General features: G+C 65.8%; 20 protein-coding genes, 2 tRNA genes and 1 pseudogene. 12 read left to right on the top strand and 11 right to left on the bottom strand.

Features of this window, described 5'->3' with window-relative positions:
* Positions 1 to 36: 36 nt before the first annotated feature.
* The 3 genes from IAQ70_RS15630 to IAQ70_RS15620 all read right to left on the bottom strand — a co-directional run bounded on the left by IAQ70_RS15630 (position 37) and on the right by IAQ70_RS15620 (position 5,905).
* Positions 37 to 4,611, bottom strand: coding sequence for an ExeM/NucH family extracellular endonuclease (locus IAQ70_RS15630; RefSeq protein ID WP_190990241.1), 4,575 nt, complete (start codon positions 4,609 to 4,611; stop codon positions 37 to 39).
* A 291-nt stretch (positions 4,612 to 4,902) separates the two neighbouring features.
* Positions 4,903 to 5,670, bottom strand: a complete 768-nt coding sequence (locus IAQ70_RS15625; protein WP_190990240.1) for a VOC family protein — start codon at positions 5,668 to 5,670, stop codon at positions 4,903 to 4,905.
* A 147-nt stretch (positions 5,671 to 5,817) separates the two neighbouring features.
* Positions 5,818 to 5,905, bottom strand: a tRNA-Ser gene (locus tag IAQ70_RS15620).
* Positions 5,906 to 6,013: 108 nt separating this feature from the next.
* Between IAQ70_RS15620 and IAQ70_RS15615 the strand changes: the two genes are divergently transcribed.
* The 8 genes and pseudogenes from IAQ70_RS15615 (at position 6,014) to IAQ70_RS15580 (ending at position 12,708) form a co-directional block, all read left to right on the top strand.
* A complete protein-coding gene (locus IAQ70_RS15615; RefSeq protein ID WP_190990337.1) occupies positions 6,014 to 6,997 on the top strand; it encodes an NAD(P)H-quinone oxidoreductase in 984 nt (327 codons plus the stop codon).
* Positions 6,998 to 7,132: 135 nt separating this feature from the next.
* Positions 7,133 to 7,765 (top strand): PadR family transcriptional regulator, encoded by a 633-nt coding sequence (locus IAQ70_RS15610; RefSeq protein ID WP_190990239.1) that lies wholly within the window; start codon positions 7,133 to 7,135, stop codon positions 7,763 to 7,765.
* A pseudogene (locus IAQ70_RS15605) lies at positions 7,762 to 8,250 on the top strand (ABC transporter ATP-binding protein); the annotation flags it as partial. The gene IAQ70_RS15610 and the pseudogene IAQ70_RS15605, both read left to right, overlap by 4 nt.
* Positions 8,251 to 8,418: 168 nt before the next feature.
* Positions 8,419 to 8,631, top strand: a complete 213-nt coding sequence (locus tag IAQ70_RS15600) for a hypothetical protein (protein WP_190990238.1) — start codon at positions 8,419 to 8,421, stop codon at positions 8,629 to 8,631.
* Positions 8,632 to 8,858: 227 nt separating this feature from the next.
* Positions 8,859 to 11,159, top strand: coding sequence for a carbon starvation CstA family protein (locus IAQ70_RS15595; RefSeq protein ID WP_190990237.1), 2,301 nt, complete (start codon positions 8,859 to 8,861; stop codon positions 11,157 to 11,159).
* A complete protein-coding gene (locus tag IAQ70_RS15590) occupies positions 11,159 to 11,359 on the top strand; it encodes a YbdD/YjiX family protein (RefSeq protein ID WP_190990236.1) in 201 nt (66 codons plus the stop codon). Before IAQ70_RS15595 ends, IAQ70_RS15590 begins: the two co-directional genes overlap by 1 nt.
* 211 nt (positions 11,360 to 11,570) lie before the next feature.
* Positions 11,571 to 12,224 carry a bacterial proteasome activator family protein gene (locus IAQ70_RS15585; protein ID WP_190990235.1) on the top strand — a complete coding sequence of 218 codons (654 nt, stop codon included), beginning with the start codon at positions 11,571 to 11,573 and terminating at the stop codon, positions 12,222 to 12,224.
* Positions 12,225 to 12,231: 7 nt separating this feature from the next.
* Positions 12,232 to 12,708: a hypothetical protein gene (locus tag IAQ70_RS15580; protein ID WP_190990234.1), complete on the top strand. Its 477-nt coding sequence runs from the start codon at positions 12,232 to 12,234 to the stop codon at positions 12,706 to 12,708.
* A 16-nt stretch (positions 12,709 to 12,724) separates the two neighbouring features.
* Here IAQ70_RS15580 and IAQ70_RS15575 read toward each other — a convergent pair whose 3' ends face one another.
* Complete coding sequence (locus tag IAQ70_RS15575) at positions 12,725 to 12,910, bottom strand: hypothetical protein (RefSeq protein WP_190990233.1); 186 nt, start codon at positions 12,908 to 12,910, stop codon at positions 12,725 to 12,727.
* Between the two features lie 39 nt (positions 12,911 to 12,949).
* A complete protein-coding gene (locus IAQ70_RS15570) occupies positions 12,950 to 13,939 on the bottom strand; it encodes a dihydrolipoyllysine-residue succinyltransferase component of 2-oxoglutarate dehydrogenase complex (protein ID WP_190990232.1) in 990 nt (329 codons plus the stop codon).
* A 340-nt stretch (positions 13,940 to 14,279) separates the two neighbouring features.
* Here IAQ70_RS15570 and IAQ70_RS15565 point away from each other — a divergent pair, with 340 nt between their 5' ends.
* Positions 14,280 to 14,498: a hypothetical protein gene (locus tag IAQ70_RS15565; protein WP_190990231.1), complete on the top strand. Its 219-nt coding sequence runs from the start codon at positions 14,280 to 14,282 to the stop codon at positions 14,496 to 14,498.
* Positions 14,499 to 14,880: 382 nt separating this feature from the next.
* On the opposite strand, the gene IAQ70_RS15560 is transcribed toward IAQ70_RS15565, so the two are convergent.
* Positions 14,881 to 15,264, bottom strand: coding sequence for an Hpt domain-containing protein (locus IAQ70_RS15560; protein WP_190990230.1), 384 nt, complete (start codon positions 15,262 to 15,264; stop codon positions 14,881 to 14,883).
* 731 nt (positions 15,265 to 15,995) lie between these two features.
* Between IAQ70_RS15560 and IAQ70_RS15555 the strand changes: the two genes are divergently transcribed.
* Positions 15,996 to 16,730 carry a polysaccharide deacetylase family protein gene (locus IAQ70_RS15555; protein ID WP_190990229.1) on the top strand — a complete coding sequence of 245 codons (735 nt, stop codon included), beginning with the start codon at positions 15,996 to 15,998 and terminating at the stop codon, positions 16,728 to 16,730.
* Positions 16,731 to 16,814: 84 nt separating this feature from the next.
* Here the strand turns inward: IAQ70_RS15555 and IAQ70_RS15550 are convergent, their stop codons facing one another.
* A complete protein-coding gene (locus tag IAQ70_RS15550) occupies positions 16,815 to 17,981 on the bottom strand; it encodes a cytochrome P450 (RefSeq protein ID WP_190990228.1) in 1,167 nt (388 codons plus the stop codon).
* A gap of 188 nt (positions 17,982 to 18,169) precedes the next feature.
* On the opposite strand from IAQ70_RS15550, the gene IAQ70_RS15545 reads away from it, so the two are divergent.
* Positions 18,170 to 18,472, top strand: coding sequence for a hypothetical protein (locus IAQ70_RS15545; RefSeq protein ID WP_190990227.1), 303 nt, complete (start codon positions 18,170 to 18,172; stop codon positions 18,470 to 18,472).
* 339 nt (positions 18,473 to 18,811) lie between these two features.
* On the opposite strand, the gene IAQ70_RS15540 is transcribed toward IAQ70_RS15545, so the two are convergent.
* From IAQ70_RS15540 to tmk, 4 genes are all read right to left on the bottom strand, one after another.
* Positions 18,812 to 18,884: transfer RNA gene (locus IAQ70_RS15540), tRNA-Thr, on the bottom strand.
* Between the two features lie 96 nt (positions 18,885 to 18,980).
* Positions 18,981 to 20,546, bottom strand: coding sequence for an alpha/beta hydrolase (locus IAQ70_RS15535; protein WP_190990226.1), 1,566 nt, complete (start codon positions 20,544 to 20,546; stop codon positions 18,981 to 18,983).
* Positions 20,547 to 20,568: 22 nt separating this feature from the next.
* A complete protein-coding gene (locus IAQ70_RS15530; protein WP_190990225.1) occupies positions 20,569 to 21,711 on the bottom strand; it encodes a DNA polymerase III subunit delta' in 1,143 nt (380 codons plus the stop codon).
* Entirely contained in the window at positions 21,708 to 22,358 is a 651-nt protein-coding gene (gene tmk / locus IAQ70_RS15525) for a dTMP kinase (RefSeq protein WP_190990336.1), read from the bottom strand. The genes IAQ70_RS15530 and tmk overlap by 4 nt, the downstream gene beginning before the upstream one ends.
* A 60-nt stretch (positions 22,359 to 22,418) precedes the next feature.
* On the opposite strand from tmk, the gene IAQ70_RS15520 reads away from it, so the two are divergent.
* Positions 22,419 to 23,609, top strand: coding sequence for a trans-sulfuration enzyme family protein (locus tag IAQ70_RS15520; protein ID WP_190990224.1), 1,191 nt, complete (start codon positions 22,419 to 22,421; stop codon positions 23,607 to 23,609).
* Positions 23,610 to 23,617: the final 8 nt, after the last annotated feature.

Below are 23,617 nucleotides of genomic sequence, written 5' to 3'. Positions count from 1 at the left end.
CGAAGTGACCCCGCGTTGGTTCTCCGTGTGGAGCGGCTAGCCCTTCAAGTCCTTCAGGCAGTGGCGGTAGGCGGACATCGCCTGTCCATAGTTCATCTGCCCTGCGAGGTCGGCGGGCCGCCGGGGCTTGACCGGTGCCGTGCAGGCCGGCTGGGCCGGGACACTGGCAGCAACCTTGACATCAGTCCTGACCACGGTGCCGGACTCGACGGCGGTGAGCACCAGGGTGCCCGCGCCGGCTGCGGCGCCGTCGGGCACCGCGAAGCTCACCGAGGCCGTGCCGGCGGCCACCGGCACGGTGCCGAGTGCTGTCACCGTTCCGGCGGCGTCGGTGAACTCGGCGCGCAGCGAGGTGTTGACCGGGCTGCCCAGCGACGTCAGGTCCAGTTTGGAGACCGTCAGGGTGATGGCGTCCCCGGGCTTGACCTCGGCGGCGGTGGTGTTGACCACGGCTACGGAGCGGCGGGCGAAGTCCGGGGAGACCGGGCTCTGCGCCTGCAGGTACTTGATCCACGCGTCCCGGTCGATCAGTCCGGAGTCCTTGGTGGTGACGCCTTCCTTGAAAATCCGGAAGTTGTCACCACCCTGGGCCAGGAAGCTGAAGGTGCCCACGCGGTAGGACTTCGCGGGATCGATCAGGGCGCCGCCCACCCGGACCGAGGTGATCCGGTCACCCGCGGCCCGGGATGCGTCGTAGGTGTAATTGACGTTCTTGGACAGGCCCAACTGCAGGTAGGCGCGGCTGGGGACCGTGCCGTCAGCGTTGGTCTGCCACTGCTGCTCCAGCAGGTTCTTGAACTGTGCACCGGTCAGCGACGTGGTCCACAGGTTGTTCACGAACGGCAGGACTGCGTTCGCCTCGGCATAGGTGATGGTGCCGTCCGGGGCGTAGTAGAGCTCATTGCGGAGGCCGCCGGCATTGACGACGCCGATTTCGGCGCCCCCGAGGTTCGTGTCCTTCAGCGCGTCCACGAGCGAGTCCGCCACGAGGTTGCCCAGCGTGGATTCGCTGCCGCGGTCATCGCGTTTGGCCGGTCCGCCCGCGGGGTCCGGGGTGAACGCCGTGGTGATGTCCTTGGTGACCGAACCGACCGGCTGGTTGCCCACTACGGCAGCATCAGCCAGCGCCTTCTTGACGATGGCATCGACAGCAGCGACCCGCGGGTAGGCGGCAACAAGGCTGGCAGCCGCGTCAGTGGTGCGCTTGACGTTGCCGGCCTTGTAGGCGGTGACGTTCTTGGTGGCAGTGTCCACTGTCAGCTGGATCTGGCCCACGTTCTCGCCGTAGCTTCCGGTCTGGACGATCGGGCGGGTCTTGCCTGCCTGGCCTGGAACCGGGGCATCCCAGGCGTACTCCTTGTGGGTGTGGCCGGTGAAGATCGCATCCACGTCTGCGGAGGTCTCGTTGACCAGCTTGGCAAACGGGCCGCCGGCTGCGAGTTCCTGCTCCAGGGTGGCACCGTCCGGCGTACCCGAACCGGCGCCGTCGTGGTTTTCAACAATGATCACATCGGCGAGGTTCTCCGCCGTGATCTTGGCCGCTGCACGGTTGATGGCCTCGACCGGGTCACCAAAGTCCAGGTCAGCGATTCCCCCGGGGCTCACCAGGGTGGGGACCTCCTGGGTGACGGTGCCGATGACGGCAACCTTGAGGCCGTTCATGTCCAGGACCGTGTACTCGGGCAGGACCGGCTCGGTGGTGCCCTTTTTGTAGACGTTCGCGCCCAGGTACGGGAACCTGGCGTTGGTGCCGCCCGCGATGACGCGGTCGCGCAGGTCTGCCCAGCCGCCGTCGAACTCGTGGTTGCCCACGGCAGAGGCCTTCAGCTCCAGGGCGTTGAGGACGTCGATGGTGGGCTGGTCCTTGGCAACTGCCGAGGCGAACAGCGAGGCGCCGATGTTGTCCCCGGCAGAGAGGAGGGCCGTTGCACCAGGCGCGGCAGCGCGCAGCTGCTCGATGGTTCCCGCGAACTGCACGGTGTTCGAGTCGATGCGGCCGTGGAAATCGTTGATGCCCAGGAAGTTCAGGTCAACGGTTGCCGGCGTGGTGGGAAGGTTCAGGCCCACCACCACCGGGTCGTGGTCGCTGGCACGGAACTGGTCCGGCCTGTAGTAGTTGGTGACGTTGTTGTTGAAGCGGCTGTACTCGAGCGCCACGGACTCCACCGAGTTGATGTTCCAGATGTCCGCGCCGGTGACGACCGCATTCGCGGCCGGGGAAGCGAGGATGTGGTCCAGTGAGCCCACCAGGCCGCCGAAGAGGTACGAGTGCTTCGCAGAGCCGTCGGCGTTTTTGGCTTTCTCGTCCTGGTTGACGTATCCGGCGGCCGTGAGGACGTTCATGGGGTCCTCCTTGGCGTAGGAGTTGAAGTCGCCGAGCAGGAACACCTTGTCGGTGCCCTTGGACTTCTGCAGTTCCTCGGAGAATGCCAGCAGGGACTGCGCCTGGGCGGTGCGGGCGAGGTTAGAGGCGCCCTGTCCCTTATCGGTGTCGCCCGGGTTGGCCGGCGGGGGCGAACCTTTGGACTTGAAGTGGTTGGCGACGGCGATGAACGTCTTGTCATCCGCTGCGCCGACGGGCTTGAAGGCCTGGGCGAGCGGCTTGCGTGCGCTGGCGAAGGCGGTGGTGTCGTTGAGGATGATTGACTCGCCCACCGGCTCTGCGGTGGCTTTCTTGAAGATGAAGGCGGTACGGATCATGTCTTCATCGGCCAGCGGGGGAGCGTTCGCGGGCGTGCGCACGTAGTCCCAGATGCCGGGGGTTTCAACGTTCAGGGCGTCAACCAGTTTGGCGAGGGCGTCATCACGGTTCTTGCCGAACTGCGCAGAGTTTTCGACCTCCATCAGGGAGACGACGTCGGCGCCGGACTTGGAGATGGCGGCAACGATCTTGTCCTGCTGGCGCTTGAGGTTCTCGGCGTTCGCCGCACCCCGGGCGTCGCAGCCGCTCTGGACGGTGATCGGATTGCCCTCGCGGTCGGTGTAGAACTTGCAGCCCGCGAGCGTATCCCCGGTGGTGGGGAAGTAGTTCAGCACGTTGAAGGAGGCGATCTTCAGGTTGCCGCCCACGTTGGCCGGAGCGTCGGTGCGGGTGGCGCCGAAGCTGGCTGGCTGGAGTGTGTCCTTGTTGGCCTCGGTGAGGTGGTTTAGCGGCTGGAGCTTCCAGGAGTTGTTGCCATAGCCGAGCACCACGTTCGTCTTGAACGTGACCGGAGAACCGACGCGGACCGGGTCCGTCGCGGTCAGGTACGGGAGCACCTGGGCTTTGGTGGTGGCGTCCTTGAGGAAGTTGGTGCTGGATCCGTCGTCGAGCTTGATGCCGCGGGCGGCGTTGTCCGCCACGGCTGCGTTGTACTCGGCCGAACCGTAAGGCGCGACGGCGGTGGGCTGGACCAGGGTGGTGGTCCCGCCGGCCAGGCCGACCTCACCATACTGGTTCAGGGAGTAGTTGTCCGTGACAGTGACCGGTCCCTGCGGTGCAAGCAGCATTCCTTCGAGGGACTCCCGGAAGGCCTCGCTGGCCGGCAGCACGAAGGCGGTGGGCTTGACCTCGGGTGCGGCCTCGGTGAGCTTGGTGAGTCCTGCGGCGGAGGTGACGTTGAGCTGTGTCATGCCGAAGTACTCGCTGACGGTGCCCGTGACCTGGACGTAGTCCCCGGTCTGGACGGCGGCCGCGGTGGCGGGCGAGTAGACAAAGATGCCGTCTGAGGCAGCATGGTTCGTGGCCGTCAGGTCACCGCCGGTGCCTGCGGTCTGGACGTAGTAGCCGTTCAGGCCGCCTGTGGGGAAGACTGCCGTGACCTTGCCCTGGGTGGTGACGTTGGCTCCGGTCAGCGGGCTTTCGACGCCGGTGCCCTGGATCTCTGCGATGGTCTTCAGGCCGGGGGTGCCAGGGTCTGCAGGCGGATCCACGGGGGGATCCACCGGGGGATCGACAGGCGGAGCTGCCGGCCCGGAGCCCTGCGGAGTGATGGTGGCGCTGAGCGTAAAGTCCGCGGAGTTGTTGTTGCTGTCCGCGAAGCCGCCGCGGTTCAGGCTCTTGACGTCCGTGCTGCCCGACGGTGCCGTGGCGGGTTTGGTTTCGAAGGTGTTCGAGGTTCCGTACCCCAGCAGGTCTGCAACGCCGGCCGTCCCGATGACGGAGCCGGTCGCCAGGCCGGTCAGGGCCGTGGGCTGCTTGGCCAGCACAATCGTGCCGGCTGAGCCGCTGAAGTTGAGGCTGGCGGCTACCAGGTCCGGATCCGGCAGGTCTGCGCCGGCCGCCCCGCCGTTGTTGCTGCCGCCCTGCACCAGGTAGTGGCCCTTGGCGGGGATGGAACCTCGCAGCGAAGCCACGCTCGTGGGCGCCGCAGCTCCGCCGGCGGAACGGTACTGGACTGACCAGCCGTCCAGGGGGACCGGGGCGTCAGAGGTGTTGTAGAGCTCCACGAACTTGCTCTTGTAGGCCGCGCCGGTGGTGCCGCCGCTGAGGTAGGCCTCGTTGATCACAACGGGCGATGTGCCTGCAGCAGCTGAGACTTCCGCGGCCGCGGGCAGGGTTGCCAGCGGGGCTGCGATGAGCCCCGCTGACAGCGCCGTGCCCAGCGCCAATTTCCAGGGTGTGTTTTGCATCCGCTCTTACTTTCATAGGGGTGTCCCCGGATGGGGGGACCCGATGGAATGTGCCCGGGTTGTTCCTACGGACAGGGAAACCGGACTCCGCTCCTGGTCAGGTGGTGTCCGGCACATCAAAACAGCACTGGATGAACGCAAGGTTGCTTCCCCGTGTAGCGCTGTTTGCGGTGTTGGGTTGCAGGGTCGAAAGGTGACCGATCACCCCCAGGTGTCGGCCATCACAAAAAGAATACCGGCCGGTAGCTTTGTGGGAAGCTGCCCGGCCGGTATTTTTTCGAGGAATTTTACTTATGCGATGATTTTGAAGATCGCACCCGTGGGGTCGGCCAGCGTTGCCAGGCGTCCGAAGGGAGAGTCCTCGGGGCCGTCAAGCACCGCGGCGCCCAGTGAAACAGCCCTCTCGATCGAGGCGTCGGCGTCTTCCACGTTGAAGTAAACCTGCCAGTTGGACGGAACCTCTGCCGGCAGGTAGCCGGAGGCGTCCATAATGCCCGCCTTGGCAGAATCCCCTGCGCCCAGGGTGGTGTACCGGAAGTCCGGAGTGTCGCTCATGACATCCGTTTCCCACTTGAAGACGTTTTGATAGAACTTCACCGCGGCGTCGTAGTCCTTGGTGTGAAGCTCATGCCACGCAGCAGCGCCAGGCTCGGCAACCAGTTCGTACCCCCTCATTTCGCGCGGCTGCCACACGCCGACCGCTGCGCCCGAGGCGTCGCCGAAGATAGCCATGTGACCCTGTTCCGGAACATCCATGGGCGGCATGTAAACCTGGCCGCCGTTGGCCGTGACTGCGGCTGCAGTGGCTTCCGCGTCATCTGAGCGGAGGTAGGTGGACCACACGTCGGGCATGCCGGCCTGTTCCGCGTCTTTTTGCATCAGCCCGGCCACGGTCTTGCCGTTCTTCCGGGCGGTGGTGTAGCCGCCGTACTTCTCCTCGTCTCCGGCCTGGTACTCCCAGCCGAAGAGTTCGCCGTAAAACTGGCGGGCCTTGGCGATGTCTGACGTCATCAGGTCAATCCAGCAGGGTGCGCCGGGGGTGATCTCGGGTGCAGGCATAGTGGACTCTTTCGTTGAAGGGGTGGCAACAGAAATGACCCTATGCCGGGGCCCTGACAGTTTCAATGGGTCGCCTCAGCCAGGGCGCACGGCCCGGAAACGACGGAACCCCGGTCCGCCATTGCTGGCAAACCGGGGTTCCTGTCGCGGAAGGTAAGAGATTCGAACTCTTGGTACGGGGTTACCGCACACTAGTTTTCAAGACTAGCTCCTTCGGCCGCTCGGACAACCTTCCCTAACGAGTAGTGTTTCATAGGCAGTTGGCTGCAACAAAACAGAGTCTGCCGTGCGTCCGGTGCAGACTGGTTCCGGGGCACGAATCAGCTAGAAAACGGGAGTGGCCATGAAAGCCGTCTACATTGCAGAACCTGGTGGTCCGGAGGTGCTGGAAGTCCGCGAAGTGGACGATCCGGTCCCCGGCGAGGGCGAAGTGCTGATCGACGTCGTCGCCGCAGGCCTGAACCGGGCGGACGTGCAGCAGCGAAGGGGCTTTTATCCGCCGCCGCCCGGTGCGTCCGAGATCCCCGGGCTGGAAGTTTCCGGCAGGATCGCCGGGTTCGGCCCCGGCGTCACCAAGGCGTTCTCGGTGGGTGACAAAGTGGTGGCCCTGCTGGCCGGCGGAGGCTACGCGGAGAAGGTTGCCGTGCCGGCGGAGCAGGTCCTGAGGATCCCTGACGGCGTGGACCTGGTCACTGCCGCGTCCCTGCCAGAGGTGGCAACCACGGTGTACTCGAACCTGATCATGACTGCACAGCTGCAGGCCGGCGAGACCGTCCTGATCCACGGAGCCACCGGCGGGATCGGCACCATGGCCATCCAGCTGGCCAAGGCCTTTGGCGCCAGGGTGGCCACCACCGCGGGGTCGGACGAGAAGGTTGGCACAGCCAAGGCGTTCCTGGGGGCGGACATCGCCATCAACTACAAAGAAGAAGAATTTCCAGACAGCCTGCGCCGGCAGAACGGCGGCAAGGGGGCCGACGTCATCCTCGACGTCGTGGGGGCCAAGTACCTGGCGCAAAACGTTGATGCGCTCGCTGACTACGGCCGGCTGGTGGTCATCGGACTGCAGGGCGGGGTCAAGGGGGAGCTCGATCTCGGCCAGCTCCTGCGGAAGCGTGCTGCCGTGGTGGCCACGGCGCTGCGGCCGCGTCCGGTCGAGGAGAAGGGCGCCATCATGAATGCGGTGCGCGAGTCCGTGTGGCCGCTGATCGCCGACGGCAGGATCCGGCCGCTGGTGGCCAAGACCTTTCCGCTGGACCAGGTCAGCGAAGCGCACCGGTACTTCGACAGCGGCGATCACGTCGGCAAGATCCTGCTGGTGATGTAGCGGGCCGGGCTTTTCGGGCGGTAAATACTGAGTATTGCCTTCGGGGGAACGCGGGGCTAGGCTCTAGCCATACGCGGTATGCACAGGGCTTGGGGGTCTGTGCCTGCCGGTGCTGACGTCCCCGCTAGGAGCCACATGTCCATCCGCCACAGCCTCCTCGCCCTGCTGCAGGACCAGCCGCGTTATGGCTACCAGCTCCGGGTTGAGTTCGAGAACCGCACCGGCGCCACCTGGCCGCTGAACATCGGGCAGGTGTACACCACCCTGGACCGTCTGGAACGTGACGGCCTGGTCAGCAACGACGGCGGCGACGGCGAAGGCCACGTGGTGTACAGCATCACCCCTGCCGGCAAGGCAGAGGTGCAGGGCTGGTTCGCGGCCCCCGTGGAGCGCGCCAACCCGCCGCGCAACGAGCTCGCCATCAAACTCGCGCTCGCGGTGACGCTGCCCGGCGTGGACGTGCAGGCCGTCATCCAGGCCCAGCGGGTGGCCTCCATCCGGGCGCTGCAGGACTACACCAAGTCCCGGCGGGACACGGCCGCCACCCAGCGGGCGGCGGACACAGCCTGGCTACTGGTGCTCGATTCGCTCATCTTCCAGACGGAAGCGGAGGTCCGCTGGCTGGATCTGTGCGAAGCGCGGATGGTGCAGCAGGCGCAGGCGCAGGCGGCAGGCCAGGGCGCCAACGGCCAGGGAAACACACGTAAATCGTCCAACGGGGTCACCACGGAAGAGGCTGCCCCGCTCACTGCGGAGACGCGGCGATGAGGGTCCGGGGGCCGCAGCAGGTCCTGGAGCTCGCCAAGGTCAGCAGGACATTCGGGGAAGGAGCGACGGCGGTCGCCGCGTTGCGCGAGGTGGACCTCGCCATCAGCGCGGGTGAGTTCGTCGCGGTCATGGGACCGTCCGGTTCCGGGAAATCCTCCCTCCTGGCGCTGGCCGGGGGACTGGACCGGCCGACGTCGGGCGGCGTCTTAGTCGAGTCGACGCCCTTGGGCGGGCTGGGACTGAACGGGCTCGCACGGCTGCGCCGCCGCGCCGTCCGCTACGTCTTCCAGGACTTCAACCTGGTGCCCACCCTGACTGCTTGCGAAGATGTGGCACTGCCCCTGGAGCTGGACGGGACCGCCGCCAGGAAGGCGCCACGCCAGGCCCTGGACGCGCTGCGGCAGGTAGGTATTCCGGACCTGGCGGACCGGTTTATGGATCAGATGTCCGGCGGCCAGCAGCAGCGGGTGGCCATCGCCCGGGCGAGAGGCGGGACGGGCGGAGGTGGCGGCGGTGGTCCTGGAACCTGAGGTCAAATGTGCCCTACTACGGGATACTGTCTCCGGAAGCTGCTGCTGCGGCCGGCATGCGGGTGGACGACGGCGCCCTGCTGGTCCAGGCTGCGCAAGGCGCTCGCAGGATCCCAAGCGCTGATGACCGGAGGCATCGGAACCCTGCTCGGAAGCGTTGCCGGGACCATCCCGGCCCTCCTGCTGGTGACCGCCACGGGGATGGCGCGTACCGCCGTCGTGCCTTGGCTTCAACTGGCGGCGCTGCTGGTGGCGGTGCCACTGACCGGCGCGGTCCTGGCCTGGCTCTTTACGAGGGCGAAGCTGCCGGTGTCGCGCCGCGAGGTGGGAACCTGACCAGTCCCGAAACGGGTGAGCAGCCGTATTCCGTTACAGAGTTGGGTCTTTTCCAATGGCAGGGGCAGGCCTACGGTAAGAGGCAACAGGTCTGTCACTGAGCGCCTCCAGCCTGCCGTTCACCGCATGGACACGCGACGCCGGCATGGGGCCGCCTTGGCGGCAATGCCGCGTTGGTAGGGTGCCTTGGAGCAACCGATTGAAGCAGGAATTCTCGAGGAGGAGACATGGCCAACAGGCCTGAGGAACCGGCAGGTTCAGCAAAACGGGGCGGCCCGCTGACCGCCAGTCCGGACCTACCACCCACTGCCGTGGATGACGCAGTCCGCGAGGCTGAAGACAAAAAATGGACGCCGGCCAGGATCGCACTCTGGGCAGCCATCGCACTGCTCGGTGGTGTGGCCTGGTTCATGGTGGCCATCATCCGTGGCGAGACCGTCAACGCCATCTGGTTCGTGTTCGCCTCGGTCTGCACCTATCTGATCGGTTACCGCTTCTACTCCAAGGTCATCGAGCGGTACATCACCAAACCCGATGACCGCCGCGCCACACCGGCTGAGTACAAGGCCGACGGAAAAGACTACGTCCGGACAGACCGCAACGTCCTGTTCGGCCACCACTTTGCCGCCATCGCCGGCGCCGGCCCGCTGGTGGGTCCCATCCTCGCCGCCCAGATGGGCTACCTCCCGGGGACAATCTGGATCATTATCGGCGTCGTCCTCGCCGGTGCGGTCCAGGACTACGTGGTCATGTTCTTCTCCATGCGCCGCGGCGGCCGTTCCCTGGGCCAGATGGCGCGCGAAGAGCTCGGTGTCATCGGCGGCACGGCTGCGCTGATAGCCACACTGCTGATCATGGTCATCATCGTCGCCATCCTGGCGCTCGTGGTGGTCAATGCCCTCGCGGAAAGCCCCTGGGGTGTGTTCTCGGTGGGCATGACCATCCCGATCGCCCTCTTTATGGGCGTTTACCTCCGGTTCCTCCGCCCCGGCAAGATCATGGAAGTCTCCCTGATCGGTTTTGTGCTGCTGATGGCTGCCATCATTGGCGGTGGCCTGGTGGCCGATACCGACTGGGGTGCCGCGTTCTTCACCCTGGACAAGGTCACCATTGCCTGGGGACTCATTGTTTACGGTTTCATCGCCGCCATCCTGCCGGTCTGGCTGCTGCTGGCACCGCGTGACTACCTGTCCACGTTCATGAAGATCGGCGTGATCGTGATGCTTGCGCTGGCCATCATTGTGGTCCGCCCGGAGATCACTGTCCCGGCCTTCAGTGAGTTCGCAAGCCGGGACAACGGGCCTGTCTTCCCTGGCGCGTTGTTCCCCTTCCTGTTTGTCACCATCGCCTGCGGTGCCCTGTCCGGTTTCCATGCGCTGATCTCGTCAGGCACTACGCCCAAGCTGATCGAGAAGGAACGGCAGAGCCGTTACATCGGCTACGGCGGCATGCTCATGGAATCCTTTGTCGCCATCATGGCGCTGGTTGCGGCCATCTCCATTGACCGCGGACTCTATTTCGCCATGAACTCGCCCGCCGCGCTCACCGGCGGAACGGTGGAAACCGCGGCCGCGTGGGTCAACAGCCTGGGACTGTCCGGCGTGAACATCGGCCCGGAGTTGCTTGCCGAGACGGCAAGGAACGTCGGCGAGGAAAGCATCGTCTCCCGTACCGGTGGCGCACCCACCCTTGCGGTGGGGCTCGCCCACATCATGCAGCAGTTCATTGGCGGTACGGCAATGATGGCGTTCTGGTACCACTTCGCCATCATGTTCGAGGCGCTGTTCATCCTGACCGCAGTCGACGCCGGAACGCGTGTGGCGCGCTTTATGCTGCAGGATTCCATCGGTAACTTTGCCCCGAAGTTCAAGGAGCACTCATGGCGTCCCGGCGCTTGGCTGTGCACCGCCGTCATGGTGGCAGCCTGGGGGCTGGTGCTCCTGATGGGCGTGACGGACCCCCTCGGTGGAATCAATACACTGTTCCCGCTGTTCGGTATCGCCAACCAGCTGCTGGCGGCGATTGCGCTGTCGGTGTGCCTCGCCATTGTGGCCAAGCGCGGATCGTTCAAGTACCTGTGGATCGTTGCGGTGCCGCTGGCGTTTGCGGCCGTGGTGACCATCACGGCGAGCTACCAGAAGATCTTCTCGTCCACGCCTGCCGTCGGCTATTTCGCCAACAACGCGGCGTTCAGCAAGGCACTCGCTGACGGCAAGACCGAGTTCGGCACGGCCAAGAGCGTTGCCGCCATAGAAGCAGTGGTGCGCAACACCGCCATTCAGGGCTGGCTGTCGGTGATCTTTGTGGTGCTGAGCATCATCGTGATCGCCATGGCCGTCGTGGCAACCATCCGGGCCTTCCGGAACCAGCAGGCCGGCATGCCCAACGAGGACAACGAAGACCCGGCACGTCCGTCCCGCGTCTTCGCTCCCGCCGGGCTGATTCCCACACCGGCTGAAAAGGAACTGCTGGCCGAGTGGAACAAGCTGCCGGCCGAGCTGCGGTTTGAAAGGGCGGGGCACAACTGATGAACGCCGGCCTTGCAGTCGCCACCGGCTTCCGGGGCTTTGCCCGGTACCTGGGCGGCGTGATGGGGGCGGATGCGTACGCCAAGTACCTGGAGCACCACCATGCGGCCGGGCACCACGAGCCGCCCCTGACGGAGCGCGAGTTTTGGCGGGACCACACAGACCGTCAGGACGCCAACCCGCAGGGCCGGTGCTGCTGAACCTGGCCAGCCCGGTGAACCCCGCCCGCCAGTTGAAGCCGGCCAGCCATCTCCGGCTGGCCGGCTTCTGCGGCTGCGTCACCGGCCGTGTTGAGTCATGCACTGCACGGCACGGCGCCAGCACCCGGGCTGCGCCATCAATTTTTGCGGCGCCTGCCCTGCGGCGTCATCGACTGGACCCGGCATCACCGGCGCGTGAGAGTATGAACGCATGAGCGATCCGAACGACACTCAGCCTGACGACATCCCGGTTGAGGGCACCACCCTCGACAATGGCGGCCCGGCTGGGCCAGCCAGTGCCGGGCCTGTCCCAACCGGTCCGGCGGCTGCCGGCACGAAAGCTGGTACCGCCAAGGGCAGCAACCTGCAGGACCTGGTGGACGAACCTGCCAAAGTCATGCGGATCGGCACCATGATCCGGCTACTCCTGGAAGAAGTTAAGTCAGCCCCGCTGGACGACGCCGCCCGCGGACGCCTGGCGGAGATCCACGAGCGTTCCATCAAGGAGCTGGAGGACGGGCTGGCCCCGGAGTTGGTGGCGGAACTGGAACGGATTAGCCTTCCCTTCCCGGATGATGCCACGCCGTCGGACGCCGAGCTCCGGATCGCCCAGGCCCAGCTGGTGGGGTGGCTGGAGGGCCTCTTCCACGGCATCCAGACAGCCATCGCTGCCCAGCACGCCGCGCGGGAGCATGCCGTTGCGCAGATGCAGCTGAAGCAGTTGCCGCCGGGCACCATGATTGCCCCGGGTGTAGTCATCGGGGAGAACGGGGAGCCGCAGCGGGCCACGGCAGGGCAGCGTCCCGGCGCAGCCACGCCGGGCCAGCCGGAAGACCCGGACCACGGCCCCGGACAGTACCTCTAGGTTCTTCGTGGGATTCTTTACTGCCGCCCGCCAAGGGCGCAAGGATGACGCCGAGCTCGGCCAGGGCCTGTGGCGCCGCGCTCACGACCGCTTCCACCGGGGACTGGACCGCTATCACCAGGTGCTTGAGGGTGTGGAAGACGATCGGCTTTACGCCGAACTGGTGGAGATCGCCAATGAGCTGACCGGGCTCCTGGAACGTGTGCGTACGGTCTGCGTGGAGGCCCAGCGGCGGTCGCCCAGCGACGGGCTCGACATTCCGGGGGCGTTGGCCGGTGTCCACCGGTCGCTGTCCAAAGCAGGCAACTCACTGGCCACCACTGCCGAGGCTGCCGCCATGCTGCGGCTCGCCGTCGGACCTGTCCCGGTGGGGGCAGCTTCGGTGCGCCGCCGCGCGGAATCGGTGTTTGAGCAGGTGGCCGACGCCGAGCGCCGGCTCGCGGAGGACGCCGCCGGTGGTCGGTCGGAGACTCTTTCCGGCTGAAGCGAGCCGGAAAGCCTCAGGCGGCGATGCGCGTCTGTTCCACGGCAATTTCGTCGATGACTGCCCAGGATTCCTCGCCGGCGCACTGCCGGCTGGCGAAACGCTCGGCCTCCATCCGGGAGTCGAAGCTTTCATTGCGGATCCGGCCACAGTCGGCGTCGAAGTACGTGACGTGGAATTCGTGAGCGAGTTTGTTTTCCATAAATCCAGTCTGCAACCGGGGTCTGACAATCACCGGTTATCAGTCCCGCGTGTTGCCCAGCCGGAGTACCCGCTCCTGCGCGAGCACGGCTGAACGCTGTGCTTTTTCTGCCGCCCTTGCTGCCTGCTTTGCTTCGGCTACGGCCGTGGACAGCCACTTCCGGGCACTGTCCAGCCGTTCCTCGGCGGCCTTCAGCCGTTCCCGGAGCTCCCGGGTTTCGCGGGTCAGCCCGGCGACTTCTTCCTCTGTCTCCGCCAGCTGGTCCCGCCGTTCCGTTGCCAGCCTGGCAGCCTCCTCCTCCGCTGCCTTGGCGCCGGCCAAAACGGTCTTGGCCTTCTCCAAAGCGGAAGGGGACGCCGGCCGCGGGGTCTCCCGGACAGCCCTCAGACGTGGCTGGTCAGCAGGCTGGCGGGCGGTGCGTTCCGCCGTCGTCCGTTCCTTCTGTTCTTCTTGGGTTGGTGCGGCTGCAGCGGGTGGGGAGCTGGTGTGCGGCGGGGCGACGCGTGGCGCCGGCGCCGTGCCGGGAACCGCCACGGCGCCGTCGAGGTCCACCGTTTCCACGCCGTCGGCGGACAGTGTTTGGACCAGCAGCCCGCTTTGGACGGCGGCCGCGGCCCCTTCGTCCGTGATCAACGCACCAAGGGTCCGCTCGACGTCGGATGCGATGGTGGCGCTGATGGCGCGTCCATGGCGTTCGGCGACTGAACGGGCGGTGTCGACTGCGTCACTGAGCAGGGCGCGGCGCTCCCGCGCCAGTTCACGGAGGGCACGGGCATCAAGGGATGACTGTGCGGCGCGCATCCGCTGGCCGAGGTCGGCGAGCTGCGCGAGCACAGCGGACTCGTGCACAGCCATCATGTTGACGGCCCAAGCCGCCACTGAGGGTTTGGGCAGGGCTTTGACGGCGGCGGGGAGTTCCTTCCCGGAACCGGTGGCCGCCTTGGCCGCGGCTGTCCTGGCTGCCATGAACTCGTCAAATGGCAGGGCGTACAGATCCAGCGCGATGGCTGTGAGCGCCTTGTCGTCCATGCACGCCATCATAGGTGGAGCGCGCGCCGGTCCCGGGTATGCGCACGCCTAGACTGACCGCATGAGAAGCGTGTGGGGGCTCGTTGTCCGGCCGGCGGTCCTGCTGTTGGGGGTTTGTCTCCCGGTGGCCGGTTGCGTAAACGCCTGTCCCGCGGTCGGGTGGGTCAACTCCGTCACAGTGGAATTGGCTGGCGACGCCCCGCGTGTGGGCGCAGTGCAGTTGTGTGCCGATGGGTCGTGTTCAGAATTGTTCCCGGAGCCCGGGAACGCACCGCCACGCGTTGTCTCCACTATGCCCCTGGGTCCCACAGCTCCTGTTACGCCTGAGGCTCCGCCGTCCATGGCCCCGTTCTACGCCGAACAGGTCGACGCCGACACCTGGCGGTTCACGGTGAACCTCAGTTCCCCGGGCCACGTGACGGCCAAGGCCCTGACGGCCACAGGAGTGGTGCTCATCGAGAAGGAGGCCAACCTTGAATGGAAGCGCGTGGGAGGCTCGGCGCAATGCGGTGGCCCGTCGGAGGTCCCGCCCATAGAGCTCGTGGTCCCGGGCGGCTAAGACTGCTTTGGAAGCGTGGTCCGCTCCACCGGGTCCGGACAGCCGGCCCCGATTTATGCCGCCCAGCGCCCCGTTCAGGGGCGCGCCGGCACCCGCCGAGGCCTTCGGTGGCGTACCTTCAGTCTTCCCGGGCCTCTGTGCCCGCTTCTCCTCCCGGTGCCATGAGCACTCCTGTGCGGAGCCCTCAGCCCTGACCGGCGTTCAGCACGGCCGAGCAGGCCAAGCATGCTCGAAATAATGACCACCCAGAGTACTGCCGCAGCAAGGACGATACAGATCAAGGTCAGGGAATGCATGTGGCGCCCTTAGGAAGTGGCTCGAAACCAATGAACGGTTCGATCTCCGCTGTGACGGCTCCGGCACCGCACGGCGGTTCGTCGGTTTACGCAACGTATTTCTGCAGCAGGTCTGTGGTCTGTCGGCCGCATTTGGTGATCCGTGCGATGTTGGCGGCCGCCAGCTGTGGCAGCAGCCTGGCCGGCTCAGCGTAGTGGGTGTCAACGCGGAGGGAGTGCTCCAGATCGGTCGCAAACTCTGCGAGGCGTTCCGCGCCCACCATCTGGCTGGACGACTTAAGGCTGAGGACCGCGTCCAGTGCGCCCCTCAGATCCCCTGTCGTGAGCGTGAGGCGCACTTTTTCAGCCCTGTCGGGCAGCAGCGCGATGAAGTTGAGGACGAAGTGCTTGCAGATATCTTCGTCGTCGAGCCCGTCCCGCAGCTTTTGCAGAACTGCCCGATCCAGTAGCGGTAAAGCATTGGCGTTCATAATCTTCCCCCGAGCGTCGACAAACCTCTCAACGTCCCCCAGGACATGTAATGGACGCTACGGGCTGGCAAGGGCGAAAACACGAGTAGGCGGTACTCGATTTTGGCCATATGGACACCCGAATGCCCCTGCATTCGGCAACGGTGTCGCCGTGCCGGCGGCCTACTTTCCCATTTGCATCCACGAAGCCGACGCCGCCGCTCGAGTCTGGTTTCGGCTATCGGCCCACGCGTCCGTCGATGCGCTTCAGCAGCAACTACTTGATGGACGGTTGACCGCAGCACCAGGGCGCCCCGCCAGAGTTGTGCCGGGTGGCGAAAGGTAGTGGGGCCGGCGGTGGCTGGGGGTAGTGCGTACGGTCTCGGTCCGCACCACTCACCGCCGGCCCGGGCTTCCACACTAGGAGCAACCCCGGACCTGGTTCACCAGTAGCGGGTACCTAATTCTGAAGTTAGGGGGTACCCGCCGAGGCCGCCGTGGACGGAAGCGTGCGATTGTGGGATGGCGACGGGCGTCCACCTGTTAGCCAAATGAACATATAGGAGCGGCGACTTTGCAAGCGCTGCAGCCCTCCTGGGAACCCCGACTTCGGGGTTGACATCCAGGTGCCCTGCGCCGCCCATGCCCCGCGGGCATGCCGACAGAGTTGCTGTCTACGCCGCCTCAGCGGCGCCCCAAGGTGCTCATCTAGCAAAGTTGAGGACCATCTTGAAGAAGGGAAGATGAGCATCATGAGCAAGAGCAAATTTGCCGTAACGGCCCTGGCCGCCGCGAGCTTGGCCTTCGCCTTGCTGGCCGGCGGCCCCGCCGTGGCGGCCCAGGCAGCCGACAAACCGCTGATTGGCCTGACCTTCGACGACGGGCCCTCGCCCCAGCGCACCGCGTTCGTCCTGGACGTCCTCAAGCAGAAAGGCGTCAAGGCGACGTTCTTCCTCGAGGGCTCCCACGCCCAGCAGTACCCCGACCTCGTCCGCCGGATCAAGGCCGAGGGCCATGTCATCGGGAACCACTCCTGGGACCACGCCAACTTCCCCGACATCAGCCAAGCGGCGCAGAAGCAGCAGATCGACCGCACCAACAGCGCCATCAAGGCCGCCACCGGCGAGGCGCCCAAGCTCATGCGCTTCCCGTTCGGCAACAGCACCTCCTACTCCCTGAACTACATCAAGACCATCGGCATGACCGGCGGAATCCTCTGGCGCTGGCATGTCGGCCAACCCGGTGACTTTGAGTGCCCCGGCGCGGCCGGCGTTCAGAAGTATGTGATGGACGAGGCGGCACCCGGCGCGATCATCCTGCTCCATGATGCCGAGGACGTCCTGTCCTGCCCCTCGTCGCAGTGGACCTACCTGGCCAAAACCATCGACGCACTGCGGGCGAAGGGCTACGAGTTCGGGGTGGTCGCCCCCTCCACCAGGGCCAACCCGCTCAACGAGGGCTCGCCGGCCGTGGTGGTAGCACCCTAGGCCGCCGTCCAGCGAGAAACCCCCTGGAAGCCTTGTTTCTAGGGGGTTTTCCCGCGCTTCCTGAAGCCTGACGGCCGTTGCCGGTCAGGCCGGCTGCCAACTGACCGGGAGTGCCTTCAGCCCATAGATGATGGTGCTTTCCATTCGTTCCAGGTGCGCTCCCTGGGCCAGCGAAAGCCCTGGCAAACGGGACAGCAGGGCATCCAGTGCAATCCTGGCTTCGAGCCGGGCCAGTGGCGCGCCGAGGCAAAAGTGAATGCCATGGCCGAACGCCAGATGCCGGTTCTGGCCGCGGTCGACGTCGAACTCAGCAGGCCGCTGGAACTGCCGCTCGTCGCGGTTGGCGGAGCCGATCCAAGCCACGATCGGTGCGCCGGCGGGAATCAGTTCGTTTCCCAGGGTTGTCTCCGCGACCGTCACCCGGTACATGGACTGGACCGGCGACCGAAAGCGCAGCACTTCTTCAATGGTCTGGGGAAGCAGGGCGGGTTCCCTCAGGAGGCGGTCGATGGTGCCGGGCGACTCAGCCAGGCACATGACGGCGTTGCCGATCAGATTGGTGGTGGTCTCGTTGCCGGCGACGAGCAGTAAAGCGCAAAACCCGAGCAGTTCGGGCACCGTCAGTTTTTGGCCGTCAATCTCGGCGGACAGCAGGGTGCTGACCAGGTCCTCGCCGGGCCGGCTCCTTCGTTGGTCGATCAGGGCCAGGAAGTACTCCGTCATCTCTGTGTGTGCGGCGGAGTGATCCTCACTGGCCGAACCGGTCCGCGTTTGGCTGACAATCACATCGGACCAGTGTTTGAAGCGCTCACGGTCCTGGGCAGGGATGCCCATGAGTTCGGAGATCACTATGACCGGCAACGGGTACGCCAATTCCTTAATCAGGTCTGCGCTGCCGCGGGCCGCGATCCCCTCCAGAAGCTCGTCCGTGAGCCCGGCGATGCGGGGAGCCAGCGCGTCCACGGCTTTGGGCGTGAACGCCTGGGTGACCAGGGATCGTAGCTGCCGGTGCCTCGGGGGATCGGTGGCGATCAGGCTCGAGGCGAACAGTTGGCCGGACCCTGATCCATCGTCACCGCCCATGTGTGACGAGAAAGTTGCATATTCGGACAGTGCCCGCTGAACGTCTTCGTACCGGAAGACTTGCCAACTTCCCGATTGTTCGTCGAAAAAGACAGGGGCAGTTTCCCTCATTCGTTTGTAACGGGGAAAGGGGTCGAGTTCATGTTCAGCGGACGGGGTGAAGTCCATGGCTGGCCTCTCTGCTCTCCTGGGGCTCTATCGGCCTGACGGGCGCCGGGTCCTCGGTCGACTAAGCGTTGAAGCTTGATTTTATCCAAGGCCTTGAGCGAAAAGATGGTCCGTGGGGAACCTGGCCGGACTACACCCCGCCATCGACCTTCGAGAGAAAGGGCATCTTAAGGCTTTTGCCCGCCCGGGTGCAGGATCAGCCGGACCAGCCACTTCCGCTGCGAACCGCGTACGGCCGGAACCACCGGGCGTCATCAGGGCCCGTCCCGTCATGCAAAGCGACCGGCGCCCAGAAGTTCACCCTGAACACCACAACCCCACTGTTCATCGGCAGCTACCGGTTCCAGCCCCTGGACCCCATTCAGCCCGGGGACCCAATCCGGCCTGATGCGTGCCGGACCCTGGGCGGGCTGTCCGTGGACTTCCGGCTGAACGCCAACGACCAGGGCATCGTCACGGGGGCCACCGCCGTCGCCCTCGACCCCGAGTAACGGCGCAGGGACACAGAGGCGCGGGCCAGCCTGGGCAGCTAAGACGTCGAAGGGCGTCAGCCACCAACCGAGCGACAGGGCGGCGTCCTGGAAGCCGATCACTCCAGGACGTCCGCCATGCCGTCCAGGACCAGGTAGCAGCCGTTCGTGGCTGGAAGCCGAACCCTTCCCGGTAGCGGCGGAGGGCGGCCTTGGCCGCGGCGGGCTCCGGGGTCATCTAGGGGCCGACTGTGTTCAGAAGGCGTTCAAAGTGTGCCATAGCCCTCACCTCGAAGGGCCTTCACAGCTTAACCAGCGAAAAACCCCCCAGAAACCGTGGTTTCTAGGGGGTTTGTCCCGAGCTTCCTATCAGAATCGAACTGATGACCTTTTCATTACGAGTGAAACGCTCTACCGACTGAGCTAAGGAAGCACCGCATGGAATCTCCCGGCGTAACCGGGCGGTTCATGCAAGAGTCAACTGTAATAGAGTCCCGCCGTCCGGGTCAAAATGGGACCGGACGTCAGTTCAGCAGACGGTGTTGTCGGCAGGGACCTTGCCGTCCACGAAGTAGCTGTCCACCGCGTCCTCCAGGCAGCTGTTCGCCCGCCCGTACGCAGTATGGCCTTCGCCCTGCCAGGTCAGCAGCGAGGCGTTGCCCAGCTGTTTGCGCAGGGATGCTGCCCATTCCACCGGGGTTGCCGGGTCTCCGGTGGTCCCGATGACCACGATGGGGGACTCACCGGTGTATTCGACCGGGGCGGGGGTCCGCACATTCTTGTACGGCCAGTCCACGCAGTTGGTGCCGCCGTAGGCGAAGAAGTAGCCGAGGGTGGGTGAAGCCTGCCGCAGCTGCCGCTCTTCGGCACGCATGGACGCCGGGTCGGAGACCATGGGGTAGTCCAGGCAGTTGATGGCGCTGAAGGCGAAGGCGGAATTGGAGGTGTATTTGCCGTTGGAGCCGCGGTCTGCGCCGAGGTCTGCCAGCCGGAGCATCAGGCTCACGTCACCTGTCGCGGCGGCTGCGAGGGCCTGGGTCAGGGCGGGCCAGCTCTGGTCGTTGTAGAGGGGAGTGATCAGGCCACTGACGAACATTGTGGCGTTGACCGTTCGGCCGTCCTTCGCCACGCGCGGATTCTCCTGGACAGAGTTGATGAGGCCGCGGATCTGCTGGACTCCGCTGTCCACGCTGCCGGTGAGCGGGCAGGCGTCTCCCTGCTGGCAGCTGGCCACGTAAGACCTGATGGCCTTCTCGAAGGCAACGGCCTGGCCCATTGTCAGTTCCTCATTGCTGATGGACGGGTCAAGGGCGCCGTCCAGGACCATCCGGCCCACGTTGTTCGGGAACAGCGAGGCGTAGGTGGAACCGAGGAAGGTGCCGTAGGAGTAGCCCAGGTAATTGAGCTTCGTGTCGTTCACCACGGCACGGAGGATGTCCAGGTCCTTGGCCGCGCTGATGGTGTCGATGTGGCCGAGGGAGGGTCCAGTCTGGGCCGCGCACTTTTCGGCGATGGCTTTGTTGTCCGCCAGCACAGTGGCCAGCCCGGCATCTGTTTCCAGGTCATAAATCTTGGCCCGCGCCGCGTCCCGCTCTTCATCCGTCATGCACTTCACGGGGGCTGAGCGTTTGACGCCCCGGGGGTCAAAGCCGACCAGGTCATACTTCGCCCGGACGGACTGCGAGAAGTGAGTCTCGGCGGCGTCCTTGACGAAGTCGTAGCCGGAGCCGCCCGGGCCGCCCGGATTGACCAGCAGGCTGCCGGTCTTCTTGCCTGTGCTGGGAGCCCGCAGGGCAGCGAGCTGGATCTTGTCCCCGCCAGGATTCGCGTAGTCCATCGGCACGGTCACCTTGGCGCACTGGAAGCCGTTTTCGCACGGCTCCCACACCACTTCCTGCGAATAGAAGGAGTCGAGCCCGGCGGGGGCGGAAGCCACAATGGAGGGATCCGCCTTGCCCGTGGCGGGCACTTCGTCCGCCTTGCGATCGCCAAGGAGGCTGCACGATGCCAGCGTCAGGGCCAGAACCAGGGCGCCGGCAGCCCGCAGTCCGCTCCCCAGGGATCGGGAGCGTGCGGGCAAGGGGCGAGCAGTCATTCGAGAGGTCTCCTTGGAAGGGCTAGATCAGGCTGGCTGCCATGGACTCAATGGTCAACAGCGGAGCAACGTTGGTGGTGGTGATGCGTTGGCGGGCTTTGTTGATGGCGTCCATGCGGGCAAGCGTGGTCTCCGGGGCGGACCGGCCGGCAAATTCCTCCAGTTCACTCCTGAGTTCAACGTTCACCAGCTCCACACTGTTCCCCAGCTGGATAATCAGCACGTCCCGGTAAAAGGAAAGCAGGTCCGTGAGGGTCCGGTCCAGCGAGTCGGTGATGGACCGCTTGGCCCGCCGCTTCTGGTCCTCTTCCAGCTGCCTGATCTGGCTTCGCATGGCCGGCGGCAGCGTCCCGGACTCAGGGGCACCCAGGGTGGCTAGCAGCGCAGCCTTTTCGGCGGCGTCGCGCTCTTCATTGGAACTATTGGCTTCGGCGGTGGCGATCTTCACGAGCTTGTCCGCCATCATCACCGCCGCGGTGACCCCCCGCAGCCCCAGCGGGAACTTCACGGTTTCCAGCCTGCGTTCACGCGCCTCGGGATCCCGCGCCAGGCGGCGCGCAATCCCCACATGGCTTTGTGCGGCGCGGGCCGCGCGTTCGGCGAGGGCCGGTTCCACGCCGTCGCGCTTCACCAGCAAAGCCGCGACGTCGGCGGCCGGGGGCAGGCGCAGGGCCACAGCACGGCAGCGGGACCGGATGGTCACCAGCACGTCAGCGGGCGATGGCGCGCACAGCATCCAGATGGTCCGCGGGGTAGGTTCCTCGATCGCCTTCAGCAGGACGTTGGTGGTGCGTTCGGCCATGCGGTCCGCGTCCTCCACCACGATGATCCGCCAACGCCCGGATGACGGACGGTTTCCTGCCGTGGAGACCAGGTCGCGCGCCTCGTCGATGGTGATGGTGACCTTCTCGGTCCGGACGAACGTCACGTCCGAATGCGTCTCGCCGAGGATGGTCTGGCAGGCGTGGCACTCGCCACAGCCGCGCCTGGTCACGTCCTCCTGGTCGCAGTTGAGGGCCGCCGCGAACGCCTTCGCGGCGTTGGAACGCCCGGAACCTGGCGGCCCGGTGAACAGCCAGGCATGGGTCAGGCCCTCACCGAGGGTCGCCTGCCGTAACTGTTCGACGACGGCGGGCTGGCCCTGGAGGTCATCCCATACCGTCACGCGGCACCCCGGGAAGTCGCGAGCAGGGAGTCGATGCTGGCCAGGATCCGCGCCGCGAGATCGTGGACAGCCAGGTGGGCAGGCAGGACGAGGTACGTGTCCGGTCGGTTGGCGGCCAACTCGAGGAAGGCGTCACGGATGGTGGTGTGGAACTCGTCAGCTTCGGATTCCAACCGGTCTTCCGCGGCGGCCCCGGCAGTCCGCCTGCGCCGGCCGACAGCCGGGTCCACGTCCAACAGCACAGTGAGATCAGGCTGCAGCCCCGAGGTGGCCCATTCATTGAGCGAACGGACGGCATCAGCGCCGAGATCGCGCCCGGCCCCCTGGTACGCCACGGAGGAGTCGATGTAGCGGTCAGTCAGGACAACCTCACCGCGCTCCAGCGCCGGCCGGATCACCTGACTGGCGTGGGCAGCACGCGAGGCTGCAAAGATCAGGGCCTCGGTATGGGCATCAATGTGACCATGGCCGTGGTCCAGGACCAGGGAACGCAGCTTTTCGCCGATGGGTGTCCCGCCCGGTTCCCGGGTCCGCAGGACTGTCAGGCCGCGGGATTCGAGGGCTTCGGCCAGCAGAGCCGCCTGCGTGGATTTCCCGGCGCCGTCACCGCCCTCAAAGGCGATGAAAAGTCCAGGGCTGTTGGTGATGGTCACTGCTCCAGCCTACCGACTTCAGGGGCCCGGGCGCGTCGAAGTAAGGTTTTGACCATGAGTCTCACGGAACAGCACGCAGCCTCCCTGTCCGCCGAAACAGTGGTGGTTGCCGCCGGCCGGCCCCCGCGTAAGCACGACGAACCAGTCAACGCACCCATCGTGCTGTCCTCGACGTACTTCGGCACCGGAGCGCTCGGCGACGGCGACCGCGGCTACGGGCGCTACGCCAACCCCACCTGGGATCCCTTCGAAGAGGCCCTGGGCCAGCTGGAGGGGTCCGAACTGCCCGGCCTGCTCTACGCCTCGGGGCTAGCGGCGGTGAGTTCCGCGTTGTCCTTGCTGCCCGCCGGCGGGGTCCTGGTGATGCCCACGCACAGCTACGCAGGCTCTTTGGTAATGGCCAGCGAGCTGGCGCAGAAAGGGTTCCTGGAGCTCCGGACCGTGGACATCGCGGACACGGACGCCGTGAAGGAACAGCTGGCCCCGCAGGGTCCGGATGCCAAAGCTGCCAGGATGCTGTGGCTGGAAAGCCCCACCAACCCCATGCTGGGCATCGCCGACCTCCGCGAGCTGACAGCCGCAGCCCATGCGGTGGGCGCCATCGTGGTCACAGACAACACGTTCTCCACCCCGTTGGTCCAGCAGCCGTTGTCCCTCGGCTCGGACGTGGTGTTGCATTCAGTGACCAAGTACCTGGCCGGACATTCCGACGTGGTCCTCGGCGCCCTGGTGACCTCAAACCCCGACATCCGGGCCGCGCTGCTGCATAACCGCACCATCCACGGCGGCATCGCCGGCCCGTTCGAGGCCTGGCTGGCGCTGCGCGGACTCCGGACCCTGGCACTGCGGGTGGAACGGTCGCAGGCGTCAGCGGCAGTCCTGGCCGAACGACTCAGCAAGCATCCGCTGGTCGGAAGTATCCGGTTCCCCGGGCTTTCCACCGACTCTGGGCACGAACGTGCGAAATCCCAGATGAAGGGCTTCGGATCGATCGTGTGCGTGCAGATCGCGCCGGTTGGCGGCCTGGACGGAGCGGACGCTGCGGACAAGCTGGTGCGCGCCCTGCAACTCTGGCTGCCTGCCACCTCCTTGGGCGGCGTCGAGTCACTGATCGAGCGGCGCCGCCGGCATACTGCCGAGCCGCTCAGCGTTCCGGAGAATCTGGTGCGCCTGAGCGTGGGCATCGAGAATGTTGAGGACCTCTGGGCCGATTTGAAGCAGGCGCTCGACTCGCTGGGCCGCTAGGCTTGGAC

It is taken from the genome of Pseudarthrobacter sulfonivorans (genome assembly GCF_014712225.1).
Taxonomy (GTDB): Bacteria; Actinomycetota; Actinomycetes; order Actinomycetales; family Micrococcaceae; genus Arthrobacter; species Arthrobacter sulfonivorans.
The sequence above is the reverse complement of the archived record's forward strand: the minus strand, read 5'-3'. Positions and strand labels throughout refer to the sequence as shown.